Annotated in this window: 14 protein-coding genes and 1 tRNA gene; 4 read left to right on the top strand and 11 right to left on the bottom strand. The window is 53.7% G+C overall.

Going from position 1 to position 14516, the window contains the following annotated elements; all coding sequences use genetic code 11:
• Position 1: 1 nt before the first annotated feature.
• Positions 2-1429: a cytochrome ubiquinol oxidase subunit I gene (locus MELB17_RS18735; RefSeq protein ID WP_007351906.1), complete on the bottom strand. Its 1428-nt coding sequence runs from the start codon at positions 1427-1429 to the stop codon at positions 2-4.
• Between the two features lie 233 nt (positions 1430-1662).
• Here MELB17_RS18735 and MELB17_RS18730 point away from each other — a divergent pair, with 233 nt between their 5' ends.
• Together MELB17_RS18730 and MELB17_RS18725 are read left to right on the top strand one after the other, a co-directional pair.
• Complete coding sequence (locus tag MELB17_RS18730) at positions 1663-2295, top strand: class I SAM-dependent methyltransferase (RefSeq protein ID WP_007351905.1); 633 nt, start codon at positions 1663-1665, stop codon at positions 2293-2295.
• A 208-nt stretch (positions 2296-2503) separates the two neighbouring features.
• Positions 2504-2589: transfer RNA gene (locus MELB17_RS18725), tRNA-Leu, on the top strand.
• 357 nt (positions 2590-2946) lie between these two features.
• Here the strand turns inward: MELB17_RS18725 and MELB17_RS18720 are convergent.
• The 10 genes from MELB17_RS18720 to MELB17_RS18675 all read right to left on the bottom strand — a co-directional run bounded on the left by MELB17_RS18720 (position 2947) and on the right by MELB17_RS18675 (position 11497).
• Positions 2947-3444, bottom strand: coding sequence for a terminase small subunit (locus MELB17_RS18720; protein WP_007351904.1), 498 nt, complete (start codon positions 3442-3444; stop codon positions 2947-2949).
• Positions 3445-3534: 90 nt separating this feature from the next.
• Positions 3535-3759 (bottom strand): hypothetical protein, encoded by a 225-nt coding sequence (locus MELB17_RS18715; RefSeq protein WP_007351903.1) that lies wholly within the window; start codon positions 3757-3759, stop codon positions 3535-3537.
• A gap of 247 nt (positions 3760-4006) precedes the next feature.
• Positions 4007-5872 (bottom strand): head maturation protease, ClpP-related, encoded by a 1866-nt coding sequence (locus tag MELB17_RS23360; RefSeq protein WP_007351902.1) that lies wholly within the window; start codon positions 5870-5872, stop codon positions 4007-4009.
• Between the two features lie 85 nt (positions 5873-5957).
• Positions 5958-6413 carry a hypothetical protein gene (locus MELB17_RS18705; RefSeq protein WP_007351901.1) on the bottom strand — a complete coding sequence of 152 codons (456 nt, stop codon included), beginning with the start codon at positions 6411-6413 and terminating at the stop codon, positions 5958-5960.
• Entirely contained in the window at positions 6410-6802 is a 393-nt protein-coding gene (locus tag MELB17_RS18700; RefSeq protein ID WP_007351900.1) for a hypothetical protein, read from the bottom strand. Before MELB17_RS18700 ends, MELB17_RS18705 begins: the two co-directional genes overlap by 4 nt.
• Positions 6802-9048, bottom strand: a complete 2247-nt coding sequence (locus MELB17_RS18695) for a hypothetical protein (protein ID WP_007351899.1) — start codon at positions 9046-9048, stop codon at positions 6802-6804. Before MELB17_RS18695 ends, MELB17_RS18700 begins: the two co-directional genes overlap by 1 nt.
• Positions 9045-9317, bottom strand: coding sequence for a hypothetical protein (locus MELB17_RS18690; RefSeq protein ID WP_007351898.1), 273 nt, complete (start codon positions 9315-9317; stop codon positions 9045-9047). Before MELB17_RS18690 ends, MELB17_RS18695 begins: the two co-directional genes overlap by 4 nt.
• Complete coding sequence (locus tag MELB17_RS18685; protein WP_198136521.1) at positions 9314-9583, bottom strand: helix-turn-helix transcriptional regulator; 270 nt, start codon at positions 9581-9583, stop codon at positions 9314-9316. The genes MELB17_RS18690 and MELB17_RS18685 overlap by 4 nt, the downstream gene beginning before the upstream one ends.
• Positions 9584-9674: 91 nt before the next feature.
• Positions 9675-10193 (bottom strand): hypothetical protein, encoded by a 519-nt coding sequence (locus tag MELB17_RS18680; RefSeq protein ID WP_036185523.1) that lies wholly within the window; start codon positions 10191-10193, stop codon positions 9675-9677.
• A 2-nt stretch (positions 10194-10195) separates the two neighbouring features.
• Complete coding sequence (locus MELB17_RS18675; RefSeq protein ID WP_007351895.1) at positions 10196-11497, bottom strand: tyrosine-type recombinase/integrase; 1302 nt, start codon at positions 11495-11497, stop codon at positions 10196-10198.
• Positions 11498-12239: 742 nt separating this feature from the next.
• Here MELB17_RS18675 and MELB17_RS18670 point away from each other — a divergent pair.
• Entirely contained in the window at positions 12240-13091 is an 852-nt protein-coding gene (locus MELB17_RS18670; protein ID WP_007351894.1) for a tyrosine-type recombinase/integrase, read from the top strand.
• Positions 13091-14212 carry an IS91 family transposase gene (locus MELB17_RS18665; protein ID WP_007351893.1) on the top strand — a complete coding sequence of 374 codons (1122 nt, stop codon included), beginning with the start codon at positions 13091-13093 and terminating at the stop codon, positions 14210-14212. The genes MELB17_RS18670 and MELB17_RS18665 overlap by 1 nt, the downstream gene beginning before the upstream one ends.
• The last annotated feature ends 304 nt before the right edge of the window (positions 14213-14516 follow it).

Raw genomic sequence — 14516 nt, 5'->3', positions numbered from 1 at the left:
ATCAGTGCCCTCCCTGGTTCGCTGGTTGCCCATTGGTTTTACCAATTTCAAATTTAGTGTGCGCCGCAGAAAGGGGACGCTTCGGCCGTTCGGTCTGTGATTCAGGCTCTTCATAATCCGCCTCAAGACCTTCAAACAAAACCCGCATCAAATAGTAAACACCCGCGGAGAACACCATCGAATACACCACCACGTAACCAATCAGGGTGAATAGAGCCATGCCGCCGGTGAGTGACGGTGTAATGGCCGCTGAGTAATCGAGCATGCCGTAAACCAGCCAGGGCGAGCGCCCGATTTCGGTCACAAACCAACCGGCCAATACCGCAATAAACGGCGTAATGCTCATGACACGCAGACCCTGCAAAAACCATTTGGTGCGCCAGAATTTATCGCCACGGCGCAGGAACAAACCCGTCAGCGCGAACAGAATCATCAGCAAACCAAGGGCCACCATGACGCGGAAAGACCAGAACACGATCGCAACCGGTGGCTGCTCTTCGACCGCGACTTCGTTCAAACCCAAAATCTCGCCATTCCAATCATGGGTAAGCACGAGGGAGGCTAGACTGGGGATACCAATTTCAAAATGATTGGTCTGGTTTTCCTGATCTGGAATAGCGAACAGCAACAGCGGCACGTTGGTACCGGTTTCCCAGTGGCCTTCCATAGCGGCCACTTTCATGGGCTGGTGTTCAAGTGTATTCAAACCGTGGAAATCACCAACCACCGCCTGAGTCGGCGCCACGATCAACAGCAGCCACAGGCACATAGACAGCGCTTTCCGGTTGGCCTCTACTTCGCGGCCCTTGAGCAGATACCAGGCGCTCACGCCGGCCACGACAAAGCCACCTGTGAGGAACGATGCCAGCACCATGTGGGCAAAGCGATAGGGGAAAGACGGGTTGAAAATCGCTTCGCTCCAGGACGTCACGTAGAAAACGCCGTCACGAAGTTCAGTGCCTGCCGGTGTGTGCATCCAGCTGTTGGCCGATAAAATCCAAAAAGTCGATATGAAGGTTCCGGTAGCCACCATAATGGCCGCGAACAGATGCACACCGGGCGGAACTTTATTACGGCCAAACAACAAAACGCCCAAAAACGCAGCTTCCAGGAAGAACGCCGTTATCACCTCATAACTCAACATTGGCCCTAGAAAATTTGCAGTTGCTTGGGAAAAATTGCTCCAGTTTGTACCAAATTGGAACGACATAACGATCCCGGATACCACGCCCATGCCGAAAACCACGGCAAAAACTTTGGTCCAGAACGACGACAGTCGAACCCACGATTGATTACCTGTTTTAAAGGCCAGGCCTTCCAGCACGGCGATATAAGAGGCAAGACCCACAGTGAATACTGGGAAAATAGCGTGGAAAGACACCACGAACGCGAATTGTATTCGCGACAATAAGATGGGATCGAGTTCCATAGAACCTCCGGTAACGTCTCACACAAGACAACGGGGCTAATGCCCCTGGCGCCGACAGCCTTTGGTATCTTTAGTGTTGTTGTTACCAGCAGGTTACTGCATCGTACTAGCTTATACAGCCGCGCGCGTCGGACAGATTGTCGCACTCATGACCTATATTAAGAACCTAAGGTAACGACGTGCTGAGACTATAGCTTAGCCAAAAAAATTAATAACTTACGGGCGTGTCACGAATGGGATTCTACCAAGAAAAAATACTGCCGCACCTGATTGCCAAAGTGTGCGCCAGTGACGACCTGATGGCGTTGCGCCAGAGCCTGGTACCCAGGGCAAAAGGTATTGTGCTGGAAGTGGGAATGGGTTCAGGCATCAACCTCGCGCTTTACCAGCCCAGCGAGGTTACGCGGGTATACGGCTTGGAGCCGTCGGCCGGCATGCGTCACAAAGCCATCGAAAATGCCAACCGATCACCAGTGCCCCTAGAGTGGCTGGATTTGCCGGGCGAGGAAATTCCGCTTGCAGACGCCAGCATAGACACAGTGGTGCTCACCTTTACACTGTGCAGCATCGCCGGCTGGGAAAAAGCACTGATCCAAATGAAAAGAGTATTGCGAGCCGATGGCAAACTGCTGTTTCTGGAGCACGGCGAATCACCGGATGCCAAGGTTCAGCGCTGGCAACACCGAATAACGCCGGCCTGGAAGCGCATCGGCGGCGGCTGCCACCTGAACCGACCCATTGCCGAACTGATCCGCAGCGCAGACTTTGATATCGTTGAGCTAGACACCTTCTATCTGGAAAATGCGCCGCGCATTGCCGGCTACATTTACCGGGGTGTTGCGGTGCATTCAGAACAGATCTTTTAAATTAGAAGCCAATCCGAATTGCGTTAGCGAACGCGGCCTTATACAATTCCCCGCTCAAAAACATCCCCTCGAAATGCTCCGATGGTGGAATAGGTAGACACAAGAGACTTAAAATCTATTTTTGGTTGATTAAAAGTCTAAGTTTATCAAGTGGTTACTGGTAGGTTTTGAGTGCGGTGCATCGCTGGTGCATCGTGTAGAAATAAATGCCCGGATGGTGGAATTGGTAGACACACAAGACTTAAAATCTTGAGACCATTGGTCGTGCCGGTTCGATTCCGGCTCCGGGCACCATTTTTTAAACCGCTCGCATGGATTTGCCTAGCGGTCGCGCCACCTGCCTAGTGGTGGTACTGCCAGGAGGGTACTGGCACTTCTTTAGATCTGAACTCTGCTTTGATTTCTTGCCCTTGGCCCATATTGGCCATACGTGGCCGTTTTGCTGTGTCCAGAGTTTAGGGCGTTGCCGGTTCTCCCCCATCGGTGGAATACTCACAGGCGGGTTTGCAGGTAATGGCAAGGCTCCCAAACTTTCGGGAGTGCTCACGGGCGCGTGTGCGATGGGCAGCTCACTGTCTACAAGCGACAGTGAAAACAGAACGCTCACGGGCGCGTGTGCGATGGGCAGCGTTTCCAGAAACGACACACCGGCTATGCTTCCAGCTCGTTCAGGTAGTCTTCCAGCTTATCGACGACAACCGAATCCAGCCGGCTGATTTCGTTCTGAGCCTTCACGCATTGCCGCTTGATAGCTTCAATCATTTGGGCGCTCAGTTCTGGGTATTGGCGTTTGATGTTGAGCGGTAGGCTGTCCAGGATGCCGGCGGCGGCTCCGGCCACGGTAGACAGTGACAGCGTGATAATTTCAATGGGCGCGATCTTTCCTTTCGATAGTTCGTTCTTTAGCTCCTGGCCTTCTGCCTGGGCGCTGGTCAGCCGCAGGCGCTCCGCTTCGATGTCGCCATTGCTGCCGGCCGGGCCTGCTTTACTCAGCCGATTTTCCAATACTGAATACGCATCGTAAAAAACCTGTTTGCCGATTCTTGCCACCGGCTCAACTTCCCATCGTGCGAACGCGGAAACAGTCAGGTTAAGGCTCTTTGCCATCTGTTGTTGGTTCAGCCAATGGGGTTTTGGTTCGTCAATCATAGTACAACCGCCTTTTGAAATTTTCGTAAGTAGCGAGAACTCGAGCTTCCACGCACCCGTCATGGCCACCCCGTCCGGGAGTACCTTTTTTTAATGCTTCACCTGATCTCGCACGGCAAGCGTCGTTGCTTCTTTGTGGAAACAATCGCGCTCGGCTTCGGTTAGCTCGCCTTGCCAGCACAGCAACTCTGAAATCGTCAGGGCCATTACAAATGACGCCTGCCCGGTTTCGCTTGCGGGTGCCTGCTCAAGTTGCTGAAGCGCCCATCCCAGCGGGTGGTTGGTGTATCGGGCTTTGAGTTCGTTCGGCTTCATAGATCCCCCCTGGGGGTGGGTAGGTGACAGTTTTTTGCGGATGGTCTGCCAACATCTGCCCGCGCTGGTACGCTCCGGGCTGTAGGGTTTTTTTGTCGGGTGTCCCTACCTTCACCAGCCACCCATGCCGAGGGGCTACAGCCTGGGTGCTGTCGTGGGTACATTGTCAGGGCCATGTACCAGAGCCGCTAACCCTACCGGGAGGAAAGCCGGTAAGGCTCATTGACGGCTTTGCAGCCGCATTTGATTACGCGCTTTGCAGCTTCACCAGGCCGCGGTAGTCCACCGGAACAGCGGCGAACTCCATACGGGCTTTAACCTGCATTCCGTCCACTTCCCAACCTTCGCGCATTTCGTAATAGGGGCGCGGGGTTCCGGCCAGGTAGCAGCGCGTGATGGTGTCCACCTGGGCGGGGTTGGCTGCCAGGTAGCAATCTGTTTCGCTCACTTCATCCAGGCGGCTATCGACAACCAGAGTCAGGCCGCGAATAAATGCCGGGTTCACGGTGTCGTTGTTCAGTGCGGGGTCAACGATTGACGCCAGGAGTTGTTCGGCGCGGGTTTCCATTGCCGCCGGCACAATCAGGTAGCGGGGCGTGATGTTAATCGGCGCGGCGCTGTTTAAGCCCTTCTGCTTACGCATCAGTGAGCGGGGTTCTGCCAGTGATTCAACCGTTAGGCCGGTTACGCCTGTTACCAAGTTGCCGTGGTCTGCATGAAACAGGGCCACGCCATCGTTCAGCGTCGGGTTGCCGGTCAATACCTGATAAACCAGATCCGACTCTTTGCGCTTGGCCGATTTGCCGAAAGCCTGCGGCAAGCGAGTGAACGCCTGCAAATCATCGTTAATCATGGCTTCATAGGTCAGCGAGAACAGCTTGCCGTATTTCTCAATTCGGAAGGTCGTGCCGCCATCTGAGAACGTGCCGTATTTGTATTCGGCACCTTCGGCGATTTTGTCCAGGTCGGGCGCTTCGCTCAGTTGAACCAGGCTTTGGTCTTTGAAGTCGGGCACTTCAACTTCGCCAGTCCAGATCTCATGTGAGCCATATTCTTCTTCGTAGGCTTGGCGCAGTGACTTGCCGGCGGTGTTGCCTAGCAGTTTTCCGAAATCGCTGGTTGAATGCGTGGCAGCGAAAGCGGTGTCTAAAATTTGGCGCTTGCTCATCAGGCTGGTTGATTTGCCCGTCAGGTTCAGGTGCTTTTCAGCCATTGCCACCAGGTTCATTCCGGCTAGTTCCCGCGCTCCGGCTGATACGTTCTTCACGGCTATGTTGTTTCGCATCAGAATGGCGTCTGAGGCGTCGCTCATAAAGTTTTTAAGGTGCTCGTTCTGATCCATTGCGAATACTCCAGAGGTTGGTTTGTGGTGCTTGCCCAATTCGTGCATTAGGTGGGCGCGCACGGCTTCGGGTGTGGTTTTGCCGTTCGCCATCAGGCTTTGGGCGGTGACGTTTTCGATGACGCGTTCGCCTTTGAACAAATCAACGATGTCCTGAATTTGTTGGAAGTTGGCGCGGGCGTGGTTGTGGATCTGGGCGATCCGCTCCGGCACCTGATCGAACGCTGATAGATCGGCAGAAGCGGCAACGGCCATTGCTTCGATGACTTCATCAACAAACCCCAGTTCCAGGGCTTCGGCAGCGGTGAGCCAGGTTTCGGCGGCCAGCATTTCGTTTAGCTTGTCGTCACTGAGGCCGGTCTTTTTGGCGTAGGCGCTCACCAGAATGGGCTGGAACTTGTCCAGGATTTCGCCGGTTTGGCGCATGGCGTCAGAATCACCTACGGCACCTGTCCAGGGGCGGTGAATCATTAGGATTGCGTTGCCTGCCATTAGGGTTTTATTGCCGGCCATTGCCACAAACGAGGCAGAACTCGCGGCCAGGCCATCAATGTGAATCATCACGTCTGGCAGTTCGTTCAGGGCGTTGTAAATCGCAATCGCGTGGCTAACGTCGCCACCTTCGCTGTTAATGCGAACATTCACGGTTTGGGCGGTGTCCAGGGTCTTGAGGGCGTCAACAAAGGCTTTAGCAGAGACGTTGCCTTCACCAATCGGGCCATAAATATAGATTTCGTTTTGGGCTAATAGGGCTTTAATTTTTTGCGTCATGGATCTGGCTCCTGTGATGACTGGAACCATATTAAAATATTGGGTATGTGTCTGAAATACTGCGGGTTTTGTCGGAATAATCAGGCTATAAACAGCCGTCGCCGTTTATGATTTCGAGCGTTCTTTTCCAGCCTAAAGCCAAGTTAGAATCACCCACCTGGTTCATACAGATATTGCGCAGCTTTGCCAGAATGACAACCGTTTCCCATTTCTTGAGCGTGTGCAGGGCTGGTATCGCCGTATTCATGGCGAAAGCAATCAGCTTAGCTGTGAGTACCTTCGGGTAATCGGCGGCCAAGTTGGCGGCGGCTTGCCTGATTAGCCGGTTGCGCTCCCCCCGACGCCATACCGCAGGGAGCCTGTCGTGTGCCTGGCCAGGGCCAACGGACAAACCAAGGGCATCATCCAGGGTTTTCTCATAACCGGCGCGGTAGCGTTGCAGGCCAGCCAGAAGCCAGTTTTTAACATCCTCCGGGATCTCCTTTTTTTGTTCCAGGCATTCCATAAAATTCAGCGTTGCATCAATCGGGGTCAGGTTCATGACGTTTGCTCCTGATTGGCGAATCTGTCGCACTCTCCATCTGCGGCATATACCGGCAACTTTCCATCAGCCCGCATCAGACGAAAGTAGTCGAGCATATAAGTTCGGCTGTTGTAGCCTTGCGCTATGTCGTCCAGGTCGTCAGCACTCAGCAGGGTGCGTAACTGGTCGGGGTCGGCCTGAATAATGGCGGCGATCTCTGCCACCATCACATCAGGGTTTTGCCGATTGCTGTCCTGTTGTAACTCTGCAATCAATTCCTGTTTGTGCTGAATGATCCAGCTTTCGATTTCAGGAGTGATTGAGATCTCAGGCCAGACAGCAATCTGCCTATCAGATAGGCTTTCTGCGTTGAGGCCATGTTGGTGCAGGTAGTCGATAGCGCCCATTAAAAAACCCTCCTTTTCTCAGGGTTCTGGCCTTCACCTAAAAAAACTCTCTGATCTGAAGTCGTGGAAGTCGTCAAGTCGTGCTGATTTTCTGATTCGTGCACGACTTCAAGACATTGACGACTTTGAATCGAAGACTTTTTTTGACCAATGCACCATTTGACCGTCGAGCCAATCTTCCCGAGGCATTTGCACTCAATACCAAGCTGTCGGAGTGCGGGTGCCGCACGTCGCATTGCATCACCTAAACCTTTTGGGGATCTGGGCCATGAATCACAGCCTCGAGGCTTGTAGTCTTCCAATACATTCAGCCAGTGTTTTGCTGATTGCTCTTCTATCCGGTCCGGGTTTGTTTCTGCCCAATCCCTGATTGCACTTGCTACGGGGCTGGCGTCGAGGGTTCGCTCGAGTCCGTCCTGGCGGGCTGCGTTGAATTGCTCAAGAAAGACATCAACCGGTTGGCCCATGGCCTTGGCAACGGCCATTCCAAGATATGCGAACTCCACCAGGCGAGGCCGCTGATCCGCCGGCAAGCTCATCTCCGGCAGGTATTCCAGCGCCTTTGCTGCAATGTCCAACAATCCGCCGATAATGCTGGCCCGGTTCTTTTCATATTCAGCATCTAACTTGTTCTTCGGGCTGGCGTTGGTAATAACCGGCAGCTCTATACTGATTGCTCGTGATACCGCGTCCTGTTGAGTGATTGCAGCCACAATGCCGTTAAGAATCGCTGGGCGTTTCAGGGTGATAACGATTTCTTCACTGTCGCTGTATAGCTTGCGCTTGGCGAATCCTCCTCCGGTAGCAATGACACATAGAGCATCCTGAATCGGTGCCGGCAGGTGGCTTATGTTCTCAAGACTAATAAAGTGGTTTGTGCCGCCGGTAACGTACAGATCCTCGGCAGACTTGGGTGCGGCTCTCAAGTCGGCGGCATTCGGATCAATAAGCCTTCGGAAAGCTGTTTGTGTGGTGGATTTTGCACACCCTTGCTCGCCAAACATTTCCAGAATCGGAAAGGGCGTATCTGTTCGTAGGCATTCCACCAGCCAGGCAACAATCAGAATCTGTTGGCTCGGCATCACGTTGGCAATCTTCCACAGTTGACTAATATCGCCACCAGGAACAGGGCGCGGCAATGCCTGGGAGCTGTCAGACCGGCTGAACATAACCGGCGCATCTTGAATCGACCATTTACCGGGCATCAGGCAGATGGTGGCGCTTTGCCCCGGCTCTGCCAGATCCAGATAATGATTACCGCCAATGCTGGCCACACGGATATACACCGGGCGATGGTCTTGCATGGCGATACCCTCAAGCGTCATCCGGGCCTCACGTAACGACTGATCCCTGACAGCCTTTTCGTTTTGCTCGTAGAAGGCAGCAGTTAGCCAGTGCCGGAATGCCTTGCCCGCCAGCGGTCTAACTTCTCCGGTGTCCATGTGCCGGGCATAAGCAGTATCGTTGTCATCGTGGAACAGCTCGTTGAAGGTTTGGACAAACGAGACAATCTTGTCTGATTGCGCCTGCTTTTCTTCGTCGGCTTCTTCTTTTGACTCCGGTTGCGGCTTTGCCGGCGCGGTCATACCCTCCTGATATTCAGCCAGAACGGCATCAGTGCCAGACTCCTGATAAACATCACTCCAATCCTTTGCAGACTGCGGACAAGTCCAGGAACAGCCAGATTTTGCGCCAGCCAACTTGCCAGCCTTATCGTTATCCACTGCGGCAATCATTTTCAGATTTGGGTTCACTTTGCTGATTGCATCAATGTTGCCGGGTATGTTTGCCTCGCCTACGCCACACGCAACAGGCAGTTGGGTCGCTTCATGTAGGCGGTAGCCATCGGCCAGGCCGGCGCAGACGATAAGGCGGCCATCCATGCTCTTTAGTGTGGAAACATCAAAACCAATTGGTGTGAATGTTCCAGCTACCTTTCCGCCTTTAGTCGTGAATTTATCATTTGGTTTTGAATCTGCGTCGATGCTGATTCGCTCCGATAAAATCCGCTCATAGCCGTGGGCGATCCCATCAACATCCGGCAATTGACGGAACAAGGCGGGGCCAGAAAAGGTACCTAACCTGATCTGGCGGATTTCTACGAGGCAATGGCAAGCGGCTTGCAGTTCAGCCAGGTCTATACCCTTGCGTTCTAGGTAGGGGTGCGGGGCAGTGCTATAATCCACATGCTGTATTTGATTTGCGCCCTCTGCCAGTTCCACGCTGGCGGGGGCCGCCTTCCTCATGGCCAGTACCCCGCTACCATTTCATTCAGATCCCCCAATGTTTCGAGCTGATTCTCGTTGAGTATCCGCAGGGCAGCAGCCAGGCCACCAATTAAGCCATCATTGTTGATAACGTCCAGATTCTCGGTGCCAGCTTCGGCGCGGGCGTTTATCATGCTTTCGATGGTTTCACCAACGGCGATAGACGCGGCGGCTATATCCATTGTTTTGGTGATTCGGTCTTGCAGGTAATACTGGCGGGCCTTTGGCGTTAGGGTGTTAAAGCTCATGATGCGCCCTCCATACCTGAACAGGTGCGGGCGTTTTCGTCTATCCATGCCAGAACATCCTCAGCCTTGTACCGAACGTGGCGGCCCAGCTTTACAAAGCGGGGGCCATCACCGGCCCAGCGGGCGCGTTCGCACCATGCTGTAGACTTTCCAAGGTAGGCGGCCAGAACTTTCTGATCCCATAACCGGGGCATGTTTACGGATGCTTCCGGGGGCAGGGTGCCGGCGCTGTATTGCGTAGTTTGTAAAGAAGTGGTGCTTCGCATGATCTAACCTCACAGGTGTTTGAACGTGAGGTCAGAATGAATTTTTAAGTGCTTTGACTATTAGCAGATAGGTATTGAAAAACCGGGGGTGCTATTTGCCAGTTTTATAAAGGTCGTCCCTGACTGAACTCCACCATTCTTGCTCCGAACGCTCTGAATAATCATCACTCAACCCGGATCGTTCAATAATCTTCCTTGCGATTGCCAATGTTTCTTTGCGGCTCGGCTCTGAAAAAAAGCTGGCAGCTAACTTAACGGCACTCCGGTGATACTGATATTGCAGCGCCCGGTTTCCGGGTTCTGGTATTGAGTCAGTTAGTGCCAAGGTGCATGCCACGGCTGCATCTGTTGCCCCTCGCCAAGCGTCGTTGATTCTTTTTTCCATTCCAAGAAAGGGAATGTCGCGGGCTTGCATAACGAGCGGATAAAGAGAATCCCGTAACGCCTTGGCTTTTTTCAGGGCATCTTCTAATCGGATCTTAGTTTCGGTTCTGAGCGGTAACGCTTCACACTCTCCCGGTAAACGACGCTCGAACTCCTGGTCACGCGCCATCTTTCCTTTCAGATAATCGGTGCATTCTTTGATCCATTTCTCTGTTTCTTCCGGCATCCTCACGCGCTGGCCTCCCTTCTAAACGGTATAACTTGCGCCGTTGGCTCCGGCTGGCCTTCTACCATGCGTTGCAGCATTTCGAGTGCTTCTAGTTTTTCCTCGTGAAATCCGTGGTGTTGGTAGTGCCTGGCCTGAACGCCACCTAAGCCGTGGCTAAGTAATTGCGCCAGAACGTCAGAACTCACGCGGTAAGGTTTGGCTGCCAGCCGGGTTTCAATGGTTGCTCGGATAGTGCCAGCGGTGAACGCTCCACCTTCAAGCTCTTTGGCGGCTTCCATATCCTTCTGGATACGCTTCACCAGATCGTTTAGATAAAGCTCGTGGGCAGGCTTCAGCCCGCCATCACAACTAAACACAAATTCACCTGCGCCGGTTACGTTTTCGATACATTGCAGCGCGTCAGGTAGCAATGGGATTGAATGGCGGCGGGGTTCGGTTCTGCGGCCTTTGTAGTCCAGCAGGGTCAAGGTTTGGGTGTCGCGGTCTATGTCGTGCAGGGTGGCGCGGGATAGCTGAACAATACGCTGGCCGCCGGTTAGAACGTGCAGCATACCAAGGGAGCGGGCGGGTTCCGGTTGGGCCTTTACTCTTGCCCAGTACGCCTGAAATTCCGAAACGGAAAGGGCGCGCGTTCTAGCCTGGCTCGATCCTTCCACCTTTACCATATCGCGGGCGGGATTCATCTTGATGTTCATATTCCGCAACTTCGCCGGGGCGTTCACATTGCCACGCGCCTTGATTGCTTCGGTAAAGGCTGAACGAATATAAGAGCGGATCTTGTCGGCTTGGCGTAGCTTTCCCGCATCCTTAACAGCGGCAACGATCTTTATACAATCGTCTAGGTCTACATCAGCAGCCCGCTTGCTCCAGATTGCCCGCTGCTTTTTTTCAATGTCTGCGGTGATCTGATTAGACACGTTGCGCGCGGATTTCTTGCCTTTGGATTCCAGCAGATCCACATAACCCGTCATCATGTCGCCAAACGTGGCGGCCTCTGCGGCCTTTTTTTCGGGGCGGGGGTCTATACCATTAGCCAGTTCTGCGTTGATCCCTTTGGCCCGCTTGCGGCCTGCTTCTGCGCTGGCGGCTTCGCCTGAAAATCGGCCAATGGTGACGCGGATAACTTCACCTTTAAAGCGGGCTTGAAAGAATAGGGTTTTGCTACCGTTCGGCATAACACGAACGCCATAGCCCTGTATTGCGGTGTCCCAAACAATAAGGCGCTTTCCGTCTGTCGCCTCCATCCGGTTTAGATTGGTCTTGTTTAGCGTTTGCTTGGCTGGCTTTTTGGTATCGGTCATGGCGTCCCCGTATCTCGCTGGTGCATCACTGGTGCATCACTTTAATTCAAAGTTACTCATACACACGAGGGACTATTATGGCCTAACTACTTGAAAGTTCAAAGCTCTTAATAGTGAACAGGGATTATTCAAACTCAAACAAAAGGACTTAAAATCTCTCGACCTCACGGTCGTACCGGTTCGATTCCGGTTCGGAGCACCATTAGAATCAATAACTTACGAGTCTTTTCGACTCTTCGTATCTCCTTCGATTTTCTCATGTAGACGTAATATAGACAGATTGATGCGCATTTTCCCTCCGCAAAGCTGTTTTCTCGATACGTAATGATCTTGATTAGAAAACTACTCCGCCACACACCACAGTTTTGCACGAAAAACCTTCCAGCACTGAGCCTGCGGTCGCGGTTGCCTGGCGTCCATAATAGTTTGCACTTTTCAAAGCTGTAACTACATACAGCCTTATTGTACGAGCAAAAACGAGAGGTCAAGCGATTACTTGGCGACAGTGGCTGGAATGAGCTAAGCTCTTGGTAATGTGAGAATTTGAGACTTCGGGAGAAAAGGAAAATGCGGAGTTATGTGGAGCGCCCTTTTCTGCAATATCGCGGAACGCGGTCTAATCACTGTTGAACTAAACCGCTTCGCGGTAGCGACTACGCCCGATCATTTCCTGCGAGATTGGGTGTCTTGACGGATACTTTTGAGTAGCCCGAGTGGGCTATTCAGAAGAGGAGTGACTGTCATGACACCGCTACGTCAGACCATGATCCAGGCCATGTGCCAACATGGCTTTTCCCCCCGCACCCAGCACAGCTATCTCTATGTAGTCACCGCGCTGGCCCGTTATTATCGGCGCTCGCCCGATCAGTTGAAGGTGGAAGACTTACACGTCTTTTTCAACTATCTGGTGCAGGAGCGTTCCCTGTCACCGGCCAGCTGCCGTGTTTACCTCCATGGCATTCGGTTTCTGTATCTGAAGGTGCTGCATTGGGCGCACTTCGATGTAACGTTGGTGCTGCCCAAGCGACCTCAGCGCATTCCAGAATTACTGACACGCCAGGAAGTCACGCGCCTTCTGGCCGCTGTTCTTAACCCCAAGCATCAAGCCCTGTTATCCGTCACCTATGGATGCGGTTTGCGCGTCAGCGAAGCGGTCGCGTTGAAAGTGAAAGACATTGATGGTGAACGCCATCTGCTGCGGATTGAACAAGGCAAGGGCGCCAAAGACCGGATGGTGCCCCTGGCTCCCGGAGTACTCCAGGCGCTCCGTCGCTATTGGCAGATTCGCCATCCCATGCTCTGGTTATTTTCCAGCGATTTACTGCCGGACAGACACCTTCATATCACCACGCCTCAGAAGGTCTACCACACCGCCAAGACCACCAGTGGCATTGAAAAATGCGGTGGCATTCACGCCTTGCGCCATGCCTACGCCACGCACCAGCTGGAGCGGGGGTTGCCCATTCATGAGCTGCAACGGCTCTTGGGGCACAGCGATTTGCGCAGCACTCAACGGTATCTGCACTGGTTGCCAGGTGTCACACCCCAAAACGGGGGTCCCGCAGACCTGATCGCAAGTCTCGGAGGTGCGTGATGGCGGGCACACTGAGCGTTCAAAGCCTATTGGCGCGATTTCTCCCGGGTCAGACACTGGACAGTCACCGTCGTAAAGTCTGCGCCCGCCTAACGGACTGCCGAACCGCCCGCATGGGCGGTATGGACATGCGTTGTGATCATTGCCAGGCCCGCTCCGTCTGTTATTACGGTTGCCGGGATCGCCATTGTCCGCAATGCCAGGGCCATGCCACTGAACAATGGAGCGCACGTCAGCGCTCCCTGTTACTGCCGGTGCCTTACTTCCATCTGGTGTTTACGCTACCTCACACCTTGAACGGCTGGGTTCAGCTCCATCCCGACGTGATCTATCGCTGTCTGTTCGCCGCAGTCTGGGACACGCTTAACCAGTTTGGGCGCAACACCCGGCATCTCGGCGGCGAACTGGGTATGACAGCGGTGCTCCACACCTGGGGACAGAACCTGAGCCGACATGTGCACGTGCATTGCCTGATCCCCGGCGGAGTGTTGACCGGCACCGGTGATTGGCGCAAAGCCAAAAGCCACTATCTGTTCCCGGTACGGGCCTTATCCCGGCGTTTTCGAGGGCGCATGGTGTCGTTGCTGAGGGCGGCGGTGAACGCAGGCGAACTGCACCGGGTGACCCGCAACGGTGAGATTGATGGTGTGCTCGACGGCCTGATGCAACACGAGTGGGTGGTTTACACCCGACACTGCCTGAACCAGGCCGAGAGCGTGGTGGATTATCTGGCTCGCTACACTCACCGAATCGCCATCAGTAATGGGCGTTTGTTGACGATGGAGGATGACCGTATCGCCTTCCGCTATAAGGACTATCGGGATCATTCCCGATTGAAGACCCAATGGCTGGATGGCCAGGAGTTCGTGCGGCGGTTCCTGATGCATATCCTGCCGAAGGGCTTTATGCGAATTCGCCATTTTGGCTACCTGAGCAACTGCACTCGACGCCGCAAACTGGCGGTTATCCGGCACTGCTTATCGCAGCCACCCAAACCAGAAGCGACACTGGAGAGCCCGGCGTCTCAGCGATGCTGGCCGTGCCTACTCTGTGACAGCGGTGTGGTTCGCATGATTCGCCAGATTCCACGATTTAGACCAGCGGTGATCCCAACGGGCTAACCCATCTCCGCCTGGTTCGGTGCTTGGAAAACAGCCGTTCTAAAGGAACTGGGCATTTCTGCGGGCCAACGCTGGAAAAAGGGGTATCTGAGAGGTAATCTGAGGGAAATCACAACAAGGAACCGCCTCATGAAGGATCGAATGAGACCAAAACCCGCCGACATTGCTTCGTACAGGGCCCCAGATGTACCGTTTCGGTCCGGCCTTCAAATTACTTTATCCTTAAGCATCGTTCGATAGCGGCGGCGTTGGCGGCTTAGTCCAACAGACATTTAAAGGTCATGCTGCGCACGACCATTAAATG

Source organism: Marinobacter sp. ELB17, from assembly GCF_000169375.1.
GTDB lineage: Bacteria > Pseudomonadota > Gammaproteobacteria > Pseudomonadales > Oleiphilaceae > Marinobacter.
Note: the sequence above shows the minus strand (reverse complement) of the source record. Positions and strands in the feature narration are given on the sequence as shown.

Coding starts and splice junctions, on each gene's coding strand:
- MELB17_RS18735 (WP_007351906.1), bottom strand. CDS start 1,429: ATGGAACTCGATCCCATCTTATTGTCGCGAATACAATTCGCGTTCGTG.
- MELB17_RS18730 (WP_007351905.1), top strand. CDS start 1,663: ATGGGATTCTACCAAGAAAAAATACTGCCGCACCTGATTGCCAAAGTG.
- MELB17_RS18720 (WP_007351904.1), bottom strand. CDS start 3,444: ATGATTGACGAACCAAAACCCCATTGGCTGAACCAACAACAGATGGCA.
- MELB17_RS18715 (WP_007351903.1), bottom strand. CDS start 3,759: ATGAAGCCGAACGAACTCAAAGCCCGATACACCAACCACCCGCTGGGA.
- MELB17_RS23360 (WP_007351902.1), bottom strand. CDS start 5,872: ATGACGCAAAAAATTAAAGCCCTATTAGCCCAAAACGAAATCTATATT.
- MELB17_RS18705 (WP_007351901.1), bottom strand. CDS start 6,413: ATGAACCTGACCCCGATTGATGCAACGCTGAATTTTATGGAATGCCTG.
- MELB17_RS18700 (WP_007351900.1), bottom strand. CDS start 6,802: ATGGGCGCTATCGACTACCTGCACCAACATGGCCTCAACGCAGAAAGC.
- MELB17_RS18695 (WP_007351899.1), bottom strand. CDS start 9,048: ATGAGGAAGGCGGCCCCCGCCAGCGTGGAACTGGCAGAGGGCGCAAAT.
- MELB17_RS18690 (WP_007351898.1), bottom strand. CDS start 9,317: ATGAGCTTTAACACCCTAACGCCAAAGGCCCGCCAGTATTACCTGCAA.
- MELB17_RS18685 (WP_198136521.1), bottom strand. CDS start 9,583: ATGCGAAGCACCACTTCTTTACAAACTACGCAATACAGCGCCGGCACC.
- MELB17_RS18680 (WP_036185523.1), bottom strand. CDS start 10,193: ATGCCGGAAGAAACAGAGAAATGGATCAAAGAATGCACCGATTATCTG.
- MELB17_RS18675 (WP_007351895.1), bottom strand. CDS start 11,497: ATGACCGATACCAAAAAGCCAGCCAAGCAAACGCTAAACAAGACCAAT.
- MELB17_RS18670 (WP_007351894.1), top strand. CDS start 12,240: ATGACACCGCTACGTCAGACCATGATCCAGGCCATGTGCCAACATGGC.
- MELB17_RS18665 (WP_007351893.1), top strand. CDS start 13,091: ATGGCGGGCACACTGAGCGTTCAAAGCCTATTGGCGCGATTTCTCCCG.